The organism is Streptomyces sp. NPDC002742 (assembly GCF_042888885.1).
GTDB lineage: Bacteria > Actinomycetota > Actinomycetes > Streptomycetales > Streptomycetaceae > Streptomyces.
The window spans coordinates 257352-270244 of sequence record NZ_JBIAQF010000014.1; the positions used below are offsets into that span (position 1 = coordinate 257352).

General features: G+C 70.3%; 8 protein-coding genes and 2 pseudogenes. 5 read left to right on the plus strand and 5 right to left on the minus strand.

Annotation, left to right across the window (positions count from 1 at the left end):
• Positions 1-44: 44 nt before the first annotated feature.
• Positions 45-590: a hypothetical protein gene (locus tag ACFYW8_RS26130; protein ID WP_389080631.1), complete on the minus strand. Its 546-nt coding sequence runs from the start codon at positions 588-590 to the stop codon at positions 45-47.
• On the opposite strand from ACFYW8_RS26130, the gene ACFYW8_RS26135 reads away from it, so the two are divergent.
• From ACFYW8_RS26135 to ACFYW8_RS26145, 3 genes are read left to right on the plus strand one after another with little or no spacing between them, the layout of a single operon-like run.
• Positions 565-1467, plus strand: coding sequence for an MFS transporter (locus tag ACFYW8_RS26135; RefSeq protein WP_389080633.1), 903 nt, complete (start codon positions 565-567; stop codon positions 1465-1467). The two genes, ACFYW8_RS26130 and ACFYW8_RS26135, sit on opposite strands and share 26 nt — an antisense overlap.
• Positions 1468-1470: 3 nt before the next feature.
• Positions 1471-1725: a hypothetical protein gene (locus ACFYW8_RS26140; protein ID WP_389080635.1), complete on the plus strand. Its 255-nt coding sequence runs from the start codon at positions 1471-1473 to the stop codon at positions 1723-1725.
• 7 nt (positions 1726-1732) lie between these two features.
• Complete coding sequence (locus ACFYW8_RS26145) at positions 1733-3400, plus strand: beta-N-acetylhexosaminidase (RefSeq protein WP_389080638.1); 1668 nt, start codon at positions 1733-1735, stop codon at positions 3398-3400.
• A gap of 935 nt (positions 3401-4335) precedes the next feature.
• Here the strand turns inward: ACFYW8_RS26145 and ACFYW8_RS26150 are convergent.
• The 4 genes and pseudogenes from ACFYW8_RS26150 to ACFYW8_RS26165 all read right to left on the minus strand — a co-directional run bounded on the left by ACFYW8_RS26150 (position 4336) and on the right by ACFYW8_RS26165 (position 10300).
• The gene (locus tag ACFYW8_RS26150; protein WP_389080640.1) at positions 4336-5940 is read right to left on the minus strand and encodes a family 43 glycosylhydrolase; all 1605 of its coding nucleotides are present in this window, start codon (positions 5938-5940) and stop codon (positions 4336-4338) included.
• 61 nt (positions 5941-6001) lie between these two features.
• A pseudogene (locus tag ACFYW8_RS26155) lies at positions 6002-6286 on the minus strand (MFS transporter); the annotation flags it as partial.
• 74 nt (positions 6287-6360) lie between these two features.
• Complete coding sequence (locus ACFYW8_RS26160) at positions 6361-8802, minus strand: beta-glucosidase (RefSeq protein ID WP_389080643.1); 2442 nt, start codon at positions 8800-8802, stop codon at positions 6361-6363.
• 208 nt (positions 8803-9010) lie between these two features.
• Positions 9011-10300, minus strand: a complete 1290-nt coding sequence (locus ACFYW8_RS26165) for an MFS transporter (protein ID WP_389080646.1) — start codon at positions 10298-10300, stop codon at positions 9011-9013.
• Between the two features lie 188 nt (positions 10301-10488).
• Between ACFYW8_RS26165 and ACFYW8_RS26170 the strand changes: the two genes are divergently transcribed.
• Positions 10489-11499 carry a LacI family DNA-binding transcriptional regulator gene (locus tag ACFYW8_RS26170; protein ID WP_389080649.1) on the plus strand — a complete coding sequence of 337 codons (1011 nt, stop codon included), beginning with the start codon at positions 10489-10491 and terminating at the stop codon, positions 11497-11499.
• A 912-nt stretch (positions 11500-12411) separates the two neighbouring features.
• Positions 12412-12893 (plus strand): annotated as a pseudogene (locus ACFYW8_RS26175) (hypothetical protein); the annotation flags it as partial.

The window sequence follows — 12893 nt, forward strand, 5'->3', positions numbered from 1 at the left end:
GGCTTCCCCGTCCGCGTCCGGCCCAGTGCTCTGCGAGGTTGCGATCAGTTGCTGGGTGACGTGGACGGGGGGTAGCGGGCGAACAAGGCGTCGGCGACGACGGCCCACTGGGTGCGCAGGTCGAAGTTCTCGGGATCCATGAGCCAGTGCATCTGCAGGCCGTCGAGTACTGCGGGGAGGACGTGCAGGAGCTCGGCGGGGACGTCGGTGCCGGTGTACTCCCACATGGTCTTGGCGTAGTAAGAGGTCCGGCCCTCGAAGTAGGCGCGGGCAGGGTGCGCCGGGTCGAGGGCCTCGGCCTGCACCATGGCGTACAGCTGGGCGCGGCGCGGGTGGCGGGCGTTGTAGTCGATGACGAGGTCGAGGGTGGACCGCAGGTCTCGGCTCTCGCTCAGCACGTGCTGCAGGCGGGTGCGGTCGATCTCGTCGCGGTGCTCGAGCAGGGCCAGCAGGAGTGTGGGCATGTCGGGGAAGTAGTGCATGACGCCCGGTGCCGACATACGGCAACGGCGGGCGATCTCGCGCAGCGACAGGCCCTCGCCGTCGATGCGCCGTCTGTTCGGGATGATCATCCCGCTGAACGTCGCCATCCATCTGATCATCGGCGCGGTCCCTGGCATCCTGCTCCCCTTGCAGGTGCAGGAGATCGACCGGGCGGGCAAGGCCGCCGCCCTGGCGCTGATCACCGGCATCGGGGCGTTCGCGGCGATGATCGCGAGCCCGGTGGCCGGACTGCTGTCCGACCGCACCCGCAGCCGTTTCGGCCGGCGTGCGCCATGGATGGCGGGCGGCATGATCGGGCTGGCCGTGAGCCTGGCGGCCATGGGCATGGCGAAGACCGTGCCGGCGATGGTCGTGGCCTGGGTGGTCGTGCAGATCCTGCTGAACCTCGTCATCAGCCCCGTCACCGCGCTGCTGCCCGACCGTGTCCCCGCGGCGAGACGCGGTTCGTTCGCCACCTTCTCCGGCGTGAGCCTCATGCTCGGCGCCGTCGGCGGCCAGGTGCTCGGAGCGGCGCTCTCGTCCCAGGTGCAGGTCGCGTACGTCGTCCTGTCCGCGGTCCTGCTGCTCGCGGTCGTGGCCTTCGTGCTGGTGTGCCCGGACGTGCCGAGCACGGAACAGGTCAACGAGCCGTTCTCCCTGGCCGTGTTCCTGCGGACGTTCTGGGTGAGCCCGCGCCGCCACCCGGACTTCTTCTGGGGGTTCCTGGCCCGGCTGGCCCTGTTCACCGGCTACCAACTGTTCATCCTGCAGGACTACGTCGGCCTGAAGGACGACGCGGTCGGCCTCGTTCCCGTCCTCGGTGTGGTCAACCTCGTCGCACTCGTCGCCACCACCTCCTTCCCCGGCCCGCTGTCGGACCGGATCGGGCGGCGCAAGCCGTTCGTCATCGGCGCCTCGGCCGTCATGGGCGTCGGCATGGCAGTGCCCTTCTTCCTGCCCACCGTGACCGGCATGATCGTCTAAACGGTGATCGCCGGCCTCGGGTTCGGCATGTACCAGGCCGTCGACTCCGCGCTGATGTCCGAGGTGCTGCCCGACGAGTCCTCCTACGCCAAGGACCTCGGCGTCCTCAACATCGCGGCCACCCTGCCGCAGACCATCGGCCCCTTCCTCGGCGGCGCCATCGTCACCGTGGCCGGCTACCCGGCGCTCTTCCCGATCGCCCTGCTCTTCGCGGTCGCCGGCGCCCTGGCGATCATCCCGATCCGATCCGTTAAGTAGGCACACGATGAACCACCCCCTCATACCGGCACCGCTGCGCCTCGGCACACCGGGCGGAGCCGCCTTCCCGGTCACACCGGGAACCACCGTGGCCTGCGGCCCCGAACTCGCCGAAGCGGCACGTGTGTTCGTCAACGACGTCGCCCGCGACACCGGCCTGTCCCTGACCGTCGAGCCGACCGCCGCCGTGGCGGCGATCCGGGTGGAGCTCGTCACCGACGGTCCCGACGCCGCGGAGCTGGCCGCCCTGCCGAAGGCGGATGGCGTCAGGGCTGACGACGGCGACCCGACCGCCGAACGGTACGGACTGGAAGTCCAGAGCACGTACGTGCGCGTATGGGCGGCTACGGCCGAAGGCGCGCACCGCGGCCTGACCAGCCTCCGGCAGTTGCTGACCGCCGGACTGCGGCCCGACGGAACCGCCGAACTGCCGCCACTGCGCGTCCTCGACGCGCCGCGGTACGCCTGGCGTGGCCTGTCCCTGGACGTCGCGCGCACCTTCCACGACGCCGACCAGGTGGTGCGCGTCCTGGACATCCTCAGCCTGCACAAGCTCAACGTGCTGCACCTGCACCTCACCGACGATCAGGGCTGGCGTGTCCCCATCACGGGATGGCCCGCCCTCACCGAGGTCGGCGGGGACGGCGCGCTGGGCGATCGTCCCGGTGGCTGGTACAGCGTCGAGGACATCGACCGCATCGTCACCCACGCGCGGCAGCGGTTCATCACCGTGGTGCCGGAGATCGACATGCCGGGCCACTGCCAGGCGGTGTTCCGGTCCTACCCCGAACTCGCGCCCACCGGCTCCGCCGTCGTCGGCCCGGGGCCGATGCCGATACCGATCGGCACTCTCGACCCCGAGCGGGACATCACCTGGCGGTTCGTGCGCGACGTCCTCACCGACGTGGCCCGTCTTTTCCCCGGCTCCGCCTACCTCCACCTCGGCGGCGACGAGGCCTTCGGCATGCCTGACGACGCGCACGCCTCCTTCGTCGACCGCGCCCGGGACATCGCTCTCTCGCTGGGCCGGCGCGCCGTCGGCTGGCAGGAGACCGCCCGATCCGCCGTCGGCCCCGAGGACGTCGTGCAGTACTGGATCGAGGCCACGGAGATGCGGCAGGTGCTGGACTCCGGTGCCCTGACCCAGTTGATGCCCGAACCGATGGCCGCTGTATTCACCGAGATGATGGCCAAGGCCGAGCACGACGTCGACCGTGCCGCAGGCAAGGGAGCCCGCGTACTGCTCTCGCCCACCTCGCACCTGTACCTCGACCGCCCCTACGCCGAACCGGCCGCCGACGCCGACGGCGAGACCCGGCGCGCCCGGGTGGGCCTGCCCGTCTACCCGCCCAAGACCGTAGAGCAGAGCTACGACTGGGACCCCGACCGCGCGCTCGCTGCCGCCACTGCCGCCGAAGCCACCATCGCCGGAGTCGAGGCCGCCGTCTGGTGCGAGACGGTCACCTCGGGCGAGGACCTCGAATTCCTCCTCCTGCCCCGCCTCGCCGGCATCGCCGAACGAGCCTGGTCGCCGGCCGATGCGGGGAAGTGGGACGACCACCGCAGCCGACTCGCCGTCCAGTCGGCTGCATGGCGCTGCCGCGGTTGGACCTGGTTTGCCTCCACCCTGGTCGACTGGCCCGCACACGCCGTCACAGGCGACGAAGCAGCCTGAACCACCGACCTCTCCGTCTCGGGCCGGTGGCAGGCCGGTCCGCGACGGACTCCCGAAGCCGGGCGCGTGACCGCTCCCCGGCCGGACCGCCGGCAGAATCCGGCCCGGCCGAGACACCGCCCGGCCGCGGCAGCGACTCCGTCGCTGTCGCGGAAGGCCCCCGGTACCCACCGCACCGGGGGCCTTCCGCCGTCCCGAAACGCCGAGTTCAGGCGACCTCGCGCCCTCCGTCCTCCAGCCGCACGGGCTGCGCCCACTGCTGCGCCGGCGATCTGCACGCGGAGGGCGGCCGTGATCCAGCGGTGAGCTACATCTGACGCTCGCAGCATCGGCGTCCCGGCCGCAGGGGGTCCCCCCATTTGCACCCATCGCCGACGGCTGCCGGAAGCGTCCGGTCGCCGCGTTCACGGTTGACGTCCGGCCCGCGAAGCTCGAAGGCTGTGGCCAGGGCCCCTTCATCCGGAGGGGGTCGCTGCAAGACGACGATGCCCGCATGCCCCGCGCGCGCTCGCCGTACGGTTTGCGGATTGCGCCTGCCCAGGGGAAGCACGTTGTTCTCAGAGGGCGATCGTGTCCGGTTCGACGAGGACGAACTGGCAGACAGCATCGGCCTGGACTACGAAGCGGCCCACAAGCCGCCCGTCCGGCCCGGGCACCGAAACCCTCCCGCCCAGGACCCGGACGGCTGCCGGGTCGAAGGAACACCAGACCCACACCCCGCCACGACGTGCATGCACCGTCAGCGAAGCAGCGAACGCAGAAGTCAACCACCCCACGCCCTTGCCGCACAGGTTGCTGCGGACTGAAGCAGTACGTGCACAGGGGCGGCCACCGGGCCCGTAGACCGTGCTTGTGGGTATTCCGCCCGCATCCTGAACACGGCCGGAGACGGCTGCCTCACCGGGTGGCTCACCTAGCGGCTCGAGTGCCGCGTGCTACTCGGCGGCGTCCTCGCGTCGCTGGAAGGCGAACAGGGACAGGTCGCCGAGCGGGCCGCTGTCTGGTTCGAACACCATGAACAGGGCGTGCGACCCGGTCACGGCGGCCGTGGTCACCCTGAGGGTGCGCCATCCCGCGCCGACGGCGCTCGCCGGCACCGGCACGGTCGCGATGTGCGGGCCGGTGTGCGGCACGTCGACGTACACCTGGATCCGGCCGGCGCTGCGCGCGTCGATCTCGACGAGGAGGGTGTGCGGGACGCGGTCCGGGCCGAAGTCCAGGTACTTGAATCCGATCGAGCCGCCGCGGTGGGTGTCGCTGACGACCTGGAGGGTGCGTCGCCCGGACTCGTCCTCGGTGCCGCGCGGGTCCTCGCGCAGCACGATCGACGGGCGCCGGGAGCGGCCTGGCAGGCTGCGCGGTCCGACCAGGTGGCAGGCGATCGAGGCCGGCCAGGCCCGGAACGCGTCGAGGTCGCGGGTATCCAGGCCCCGGGAGGTGTATTCGGCGTGCTCGAACCCGCCGTGCGGGGTGCGGGTGAGCGGGGTGGCGCAGGCCTGCCGTCCGTCCGCGGTGTGGCGGTGGTAGACCTGGTACCAGGTGCCGTTCGCCTCGAACATTCCGCCGTGGGTGTTGCCCACCCGGTCCGTGGGCCCCGGTGGGGTGTTCTTCCACGCGTTGCCCAGCGAGACGAGCGGTCCCACGGGCTGGAAGGGGCCGAGCGGGTGGTCGGCGACGGCGTGGTACATCCCGAAGAACCCGCCACCGCCGACTGCCCAGTAGGACAGCCAGAACCGGCCGTCGATCTCTCGGATGGAGGGGCCGTTCATGAACGCCGTCCTGCGTCGCCGGCCCGAGGCCAGGGCGAGTGCGGGGGCGATCGCGCTGGTGCGGAAGATCGGCGTCACGTACTGGCCGGTCGTCGCGTTGCGCACGACGGTGCGCTTGTCGGCCGGGTCCAGTTCGATCACCGAGCAGTTGGCCAGGCCGAAGTAGAGGAAGAGCCGCCCCTGGTGGTGCAGCAGGGCCGGGTCGTAGGGGTATTCCTTCGACATCCGGCCGTTGCGGAACAGCCCGACGTTCTTGCCGAATGGCAGGTCTTCGTCGTCGACGCCGTCCTGGTCGTCGCGCCCTCCGGCCGGCTGGTCCGCCGCCGGGTAGCGGACCCGCCCCACGTACTCGAACGGTCCCGTCGGCGATGTCGCCGTCGCGACGCCGAACCCGGACCTGGACATCCCGACGCCGTAGTACAGGTAGTAGGTGTCGTCGATGCGGATGACGTCCGGCGCGAACAGACCGGACACCAAACCGTTCGGGTCCGGCCTGTCTGCGACGCTGCGCACGTACGGGTCCTGCAGCCGCCGGTAGATGACACCCTCGTAGCGCCAGTGCGCGAGGTCGTCGAGGGCCGCCGACCAGCAGACGTAGTCCCCCGCGCACATGCGCGTCGCGGCGCCCGCCACGTCGTGCGACCCGTAGAGGTAGACGCGGTCGCCGAACACGCGCGGCTCCCCGTCCGGGATGAACTCGTTGCCGGGCAGGAACGGGTTGACGGACCGGTCCCTGGCGCCCAGGGGAACGTCCTCGATCGTGGTACTCACGGCTGCAGGCCCTTTCGTGGGTGCGGCGCGGCCTTCGCGCCGACGTGGCGGGATGTCCGGGTCAGCGGGCGTTCTTGATCGGGAAGATGCAGGCGGCGGCGAGCACGCACGCGATGACGCAGACCAGGAACAGCGACCGGTAGCCACCGGTGCCGGCGATCACGGCCGCGGTGATGGCGGGAGCGACGATCTGGCCGCCGGTGTTGGCCATGTCGAGGATGCCCAGGTCCTTGGCGGCGGTCGCCATGATTGGCAGCACCTCGACCACGAGGGCCTGGTCCACTGCCCAGTACATGCCCATGGCGAACCCGCCCACCCCGGCGAACGCGAGCATCGCCCAGCTGTGCGCCGCGGGAAGCGCGCCCGCTCACGACGTCACAAGGGAGAACGAGCGGCGTCGAGAGCGGAATGTCGCGCGAATCAGCCGACCCTCGATTCCGACAGGAACGAGCGCGACCGACCGAGCCGAACCGTCGGACCGACGACCTCGAAGCCCCCTCGTGCACGGATGTCGTCGGAAGCGGACCCGAGGAGTACGTCGATGGGTCCCGGCTCGATGATGAAGCCGCTGCGGTCGAGTCCGAGGTAGCCGAGCTGGTCCATCCGCACCGAGAAGGTCACCGTCTTGACCTCCCCGGGTGCGAGCGTGATCCGGCGGAATCCGACGAGCTCCTGTGCCGGCCTCGCGAGGCCGGTCGCCGTGTCGCTGACGTACAGCTGGACCACTTCGTCGCCGCTCACGGTCCCGGTGTTCTCGACAGCGACGCTGATCTCGACGGAGCCGTCACTCTCGACGGTGGTGCCGCTCAGGGTCAGGGCGCCGTAGGCGAACGACGTGTAGCTGAGACCGTGGCCGAAGGCGAACAGCGGTGTCGCGGGCAGGTCGTGGTAGCCCTTGTGCATGTCGGAGGCTGTGCGGCGGTAGCCGCTGCCGTTGTGCTGCCCCGCGTAGAGAGGGACCTGGCCGGTGTGCCGGGGCATGCTGTAGGGGAGCTTGCCGCCGGGGTTGGTGATGCCGAACAGCGCCTTCGCGACCGCACGCGTTCCCTGCTGGCCGCCGTAGTACGCGTGCACCAGGGCGGACAGCGACGGGAGGGACTCGGTGAGGGCCATCGGCCGCCCGGTGGAGAGAACGCCCACGACGGGAGTGCCCGTCGCCGCGACAGCATCGAGCAACGCACGCTGGGGACGCGGCAGTTCGATGTCGGCCGAGTCGGAACCCTCGCCCTCCGTGGTCGCGCCGAAGAACCAGCCGCCGCGGCCGCCGATCGCGGCGATCACGACGTCGGCGTTCGCGGCGGCCGCGACCGCGGCGTCGATGTCCTGCGGCTCCGAGTCGAGCACGCCGCAGCCGGGCACGACGGTGACCTCGGCGTCGGGCGCCAGTTCCCGGATCGCGTCCGCGAGACTGATGGCGTTGTACCGGTGACGGATGTAGTCCTCCGGGCCCACCGCCAGTGCCGGACCGAACTCGGCACCGGCGGCTGCGATGGCCTCGGGCGGCATGTCGCCGCCGAGTGCGTCGAGACCCGCCATGGCGCCGTCGCCGCCGCCCATCATGGCCCCGAGCATCGTGAGTGCGACCGGGTAGGTGTAGCCGGGGAAGGCGAATCCGACTTCGTCGGCGTGCGGGCCGACGATCGCGATCCGCCGCGTTCGGGTGGACAGCGGCAGGACCGGTCCGTCGTTCTTCAGCAGGGTCAGCGATTCGCCGGCGAGGCGGTCGGCGAGGTCGACGCCCTGGTGGGCGGTCTCCGTCAGGACGATCGGGTCCTCGTCGACGTAGGGACGGTCGAACAGTCCCAGTGCGAACTTGTCGCGCAGTACGCGCCGTACCGCGGCGTCGAGGACCTCCTCGGCGACCGCTCCGGAGCGCACCTGGTCGGCCAGGTTGGAGCCGTAGCCCACCACCGCGGGCAGCTCGACGTCCAGGCCGGCTGTCAGGGCCAGCGCACCGGCCTCGGCGAAGTCCCGGGCGACGCTCTGCCGCGCGTGCAGCATCCCGACGGTCTGGTAGTCCGAGACGACGGTGCCCTCGAAGCCCAGTTCGTCGCGAAGCAGCCCGGTGAGGATCTCCTTGGACGCGCCGACCGGGATTCCGTCGACCTCGGAGTAGGAGTTCATGATCGAGCCGAGGCCCGCGAGCTCGATCGCCGCGGCGAACGGCCGTGCGTACACTTCGCGCAGCTCGCGGGCGGTGGCCTGGGTCGCGGCCATGTTCTGCCCGCCCTCGGTCATCGCGTAGCCCAGGAAGTGCTTCGCCGTGGCGATGACACCGTCGCGCAGATCGGCTCCCTGCAGCCCCTTCGTGAACGCCACGCTCAGCGCCGAGACCAGGTAGGGGTCCTCGCCGTACGTCTCGTGGACGCGACCCCAGCGGGCGTCGCGGGCGACATCCATCACCGGTGACAGTGCCTGCAGCAGCCCGACGCTGCGCATCTGCCGGCGCGTCAGGTCCGCCATCTCCTCGACCGCTTCGCGATCCCAGGTGGCGGCGAGACCGATCGCGGTGGGGAAGACCGTGAAGTCCGGCGCCAGGACCCCGTTGAGGGCCTCGTTGTGGAAGATGGCCGGGATGCCCAGACGGGTGCGTTCGACCAGGAAGCGCTGAATCGAGTTGACCGCGCGGGCGATCGTCCCGGGCGACTTGTGTCCGAACAGCCCGATGGCCGACACGTGTCCGATGCCGGATCCCAGCAGCTTGGCCGCCTGCGACTCGATCAGGCCGTCGACGCCGAGCAGCGGGATCGGGATCGTCGCGGACAGCTGCATCGCCTTTTCGTCGAGGGTCATCTGCGAGAGCAGGGCGTCCGCACGCCGCTCGGGGGATGCGTCGCTGTTCCAGGGCCCGTTCGTGCTCATGGTCTTCTTTCCCTGTCTGGATCGGTCGTTCAGTGTCTGGTTGTGGCGGTGGTGTCGGTCGCTCGACACCTTTCGTGCGGTACGCGAGTCCCGCTTCGGGGACCCGCCGCCCGCGAGTGTCCGGTCCGGCGGACGGCGGGTCCTCAGCGGACGGGCGGGGGTCACGTATGCACCCGGGTCCGCTCCCGTTCCGGTTCGGGGCGTCGGGTCAGCGGACCGAGCGGATCGGCTTCACGCTCAGCGCCGCGGCCACGATCAGGACGATCGCGACGGCGAACAGCGAGCGGTACCCGCCGAGCAGGGTGACGGCGACGGCGGCAAGGGCCGGGGCCAGGGCCTGGGGTCCGGCGTTGGCGATGTTGAGGACACCCATGTCCTTGGCGGCATCGTCCGGATTGGGCAGGACCTGGGTCATCAGGGCGGTGTCCACGGCCATGTAGGTGCCGAAGGAGAGTCCCACGAGCACCGAGTAGGCGAACATGGCGCCTTCGGACGGGACGGCCAGCGGTACGGCGAGCGCGAGTGCCATACCGAGGGAGGCGGCGACGACGAACGGCTTGCGGCGGCCGAGGCGGTCCGACAGCGGGCCCATCACCACGATCATGAGGATCATGCCGGGCAGCATGGCGAGGCTGAGCAGCGGAACCAGGTGGTTGGCACTGCTGTGGCTCAGGCCTATGTAGTCCTCCAGGATGTAGAGCTGGTAGGACGCGACGCTGAAGTAGCCCAGGACCATCAAGAAGCGGCCGAGGAAGGCCCACGCGAAGTCCGGGTGACGGCGTGGGCTGACCCAGAACCCGGCCAGGAACGTCTTCAGGTGGAACGGGGCGACCTGGGCGCCGGCCGTGGAGGGTTCGCGGTTGAGCAGGACGAACACGGCGGTGCCGGCGATGACCAGCAGGCCGAAGACGGTGAAGCCCAGCCCCAGTGCGTTGGCGAAGCCGGCGGCCAGTGCGGTGCCGAGCCCTCCGCCGAGCATCTGCGCCAGTCCCGCCGCCGAGGAGAAGTATCCGCGCCGGTGCGCGGGAGTACGGTCGGGGACGACCGCGGTCAGGGGTGCCTGCAGGACGTTGAGGCACATCTGCGCGAGGGTCCAGGCGACGGCGACCCACACCAGGCTGTTGCCCGACCCGAGCGCGATCAGCGAAAGGCCGCCCAGCAGCGCGCCGCCCGCCATCCACGGCGCGCGCCGTCCGAAGCGGCTGCGGGTGCGGTCGGACAGCGCCCCGGCGATGGGGTTGGCCAGCGCGGAGCCGACCGCCGAGATCGCGCTGATGACGCCCAGGGCGGTGGCCTTGCCACCAGGGTCGATCTCGCCGACCAGATCCGCGAGCAGCACGGTCGGCACCGCACCGTAGACGGCGAACAGGGTGATGCTGTTGGCCATGAGGCCGCCCAGCAGGCGTCGCTCTCCGGGCGTGCGTCCGGGTCTGGCACCGGACTCGTCCAAGGGCGCGCCACCGGAGACGGCAGTGCGCTCGGAACTCGAAGTGATCATGGTGACCTCGTTGTCATTACATGCGGAGGGCGTCTGGCGTCCTTGCATGGTCCGTGCTCGGCTCGTACAGCTCCGAGCAAGTGGTGACACGTGTGACCACTTGCCCGGAGCGATGGTCACACGTGTCACCATGTTTGTGAAGACCCCGCTAAGGTTCGGAGCGAAGCCACAGAACCGCAGGAGACGCCGTGAACTCAGCCGCTGGACGCGCGCCGACCAGCGCGGACGTCGCGCGACTCGCACGCGTGTCGCGTTCCACGGTCTCGCTCGTCGTCAACGACGTCCCCACCGCACGCATCCCCGAGGCAACCCGCGAACGGGTCCTGGCCGCCGTGCGTGAGCTCGGCTACGCCCCCGACGTCTCGGCGCGCCGGCTGCGGGCGGGGAGCAGCCGGCTCGTACTGATGCCGCTGCCCCGGATCCCGCTCAACCCCGCGATCGACACCATGATCGAACATCTCTCCGAAAAGCTCCGCGAGAGCGGTCTGACCCTGCTCGTCCACGGGGACCGTACGGCCACCGGGACCGCAGCGGCACGCACGTGGGCGGAGCTGCGCCCGGCTGCGGTCCTGGTGACGGCCGACCGATGCACCAAGTCCTCCGTCGCCCTGCTGCGCCGTGCCGGAACCGAGGTCCTGATGATCTCCGAGCGGCCCGTGCCCTGGGCCGACGCCCTGGTGTTCGACCAGGAGCGGGTCGGTGCCGAAGCGGCCGCGCACCTGCTCGCCGTCGGGCACCGGCACCTTGCCGCGATCGTCCCCTCCGGCCCACTGCAGAGCATGGGCCGCGACCGTGCCGAAGGACTGAGGAACGCGGTCCACGCGGCTGGTGCACGGAGTGAGGAAATCATCATGGAGGCGACCCACGATTCCGCGGCAGCCGCAGCCGCAGCCGTACGGCGCCCCGGCGGCCCGACCGCGGTGTTCACCTACAACGACGAATACGGGGCGCTGCTGCACCGCGCGCTGGACGACCTGGGTGCGGTGATGCCGGACGACGTCGCCCTGGTGGGTGCCGACAACCTGCCCATCGCCACATTCCTGAGACCGGCACTCTCCTCGCTCGCGCTCAATCCTCTGGAGATAGCGGACCATGTGTGCACCGCGATCCGCTCCATGCTGGAACGATCCGCCCACACCGAACCCGTAGTGGCCGGCGTGCTGGCGACCCCTCTCCTCATTCGCCGCGAGACGTCCTGAGCCTGTACCGCACGAAGCACTACCGCCACCGACCCCGTGTACTCCGCACCCGAGGCGACCTGACACCCGACATGCTCGACGACGTGCCCTGACCTCGGGCGCGCCACTCTCGGATTGAACACCAACACCAAAAAGCCACGACCGAGTGACTTCCTCGGCGCGGAATTCCACCAGAAACAGATGCCGTCCTCAGCACCCACCGCGAGCAACGGCCCAGCAGGAGCTGCCACCAGGACGAGGACCCCGGCTGCGGCGAACCCACGACTCCGCCCACGCCCAGAGCGGGGACGACCCGCTTCGTACGGTGGTTCATGGTGACAATGTCCAGCTGCTTCAGGAAGCACCACAGGGCTGCCCGGACGGCGGGTGCCGCACCAATGCCGAGCAGGAAGCCGCCCCGGCACCCACCAGTACCTGGCCGTACTGCAGTCTGAGCGCCGATGCCGTCCAGCCCTGCGACCGCGCGTTGCCGCTGGAACCCTGGCCACCCCGGAGGCACGGACGCATCCGAGACGGCGGCGGGCGCGGGCTGAACACCGTTTCGGAGCCGAATACGACCCGCGGTCTCCCCACCCTTTCTGCCTGCCGCATCTCACGGCGCCGGTTGCCGGCCGTAGCCCGGCAACCGTCACATACCTCGCGCCAGTGCTACCTCGCACCGAGGAGGCTCACCGAGATGCGCGGGAGCGGTGAGTCTTTGGGCGCAGTGCGGTTGGCCGACGCAGGACCGGCTGGGTTGCGAAGAGGTTCCCGAACCCACGGGCGTGCAGCGTCGTCACCCTCAAGCTCCTGGACAAACTGCGTGCCAGTTGACGATGAACGACGATGGAAAGACAGCGGTTCGGTAGCTTCCGCTCCGCAGGGCGCATACCGCCGTGGTGCGCCGAGGACTGCGCGCGGAGGGAGTTCGCCGTGGACCCGCCCGCCACCTCCGGCCCGCACGAACACGGCCGACACAGGCCGAGCCGTTCTTTGGACCATGTCGAACGGGCGGAGTACGAGCGGCTGCGGCGCACTCTCGGCATGCGAAACCGTCGCCTGCGCCTTTGGGGAGCCTCCCTGCTCCTCCTGCTGGCTGTTCTGATGGCGCCCATCAGCGTCGTCGCCACCTGGGTAAATTCCGAGGTCACCGACGTTGATCGGTATGAGCAGACGGTCTCACCCCTCGCCCGAGACCCCGCTGTCCAGGACCTGATCATCGAGCGTGCCACCGATGGTCTGGTCCACAAGATCGACGTCCGCAAGATCACCGACACACTCGCCGACACGCTGGCCGACCAGAACGCACCCCGTTTCCTGGTCGACGCGGCCAGGTCACTGGATGAAGAGCTCAAGGGCGGATTGAGGGCCGGCGTGCGCTACACGGTCGCCAGAGTGGTGACGAGCGATGCTTT

Excerpts from the sequence above, each read along its gene's own strand:
- ACFYW8_RS26145 (WP_389080638.1), top strand. The coding sequence starts at position 1,733 with ATGAACCACCCCCTCATACCGGCACCGCTGCGCCTCGGCACACCGGGC.
- ACFYW8_RS26135 (WP_389080633.1), top strand. The coding sequence starts at position 565 with ATGATCATCCCGCTGAACGTCGCCATCCATCTGATCATCGGCGCGGTC.
- ACFYW8_RS26165 (WP_389080646.1), bottom strand. The coding sequence starts at position 10,300 with ATGATCACTTCGAGTTCCGAGCGCACTGCCGTCTCCGGTGGCGCGCCC.
- ACFYW8_RS26130 (WP_389080631.1), bottom strand. The coding sequence starts at position 590 with ATGGCGACGTTCAGCGGGATGATCATCCCGAACAGACGGCGCATCGAC.
- ACFYW8_RS26160 (WP_389080643.1), bottom strand. The coding sequence starts at position 8,802 with ATGAGCACGAACGGGCCCTGGAACAGCGACGCATCCCCCGAGCGGCGT.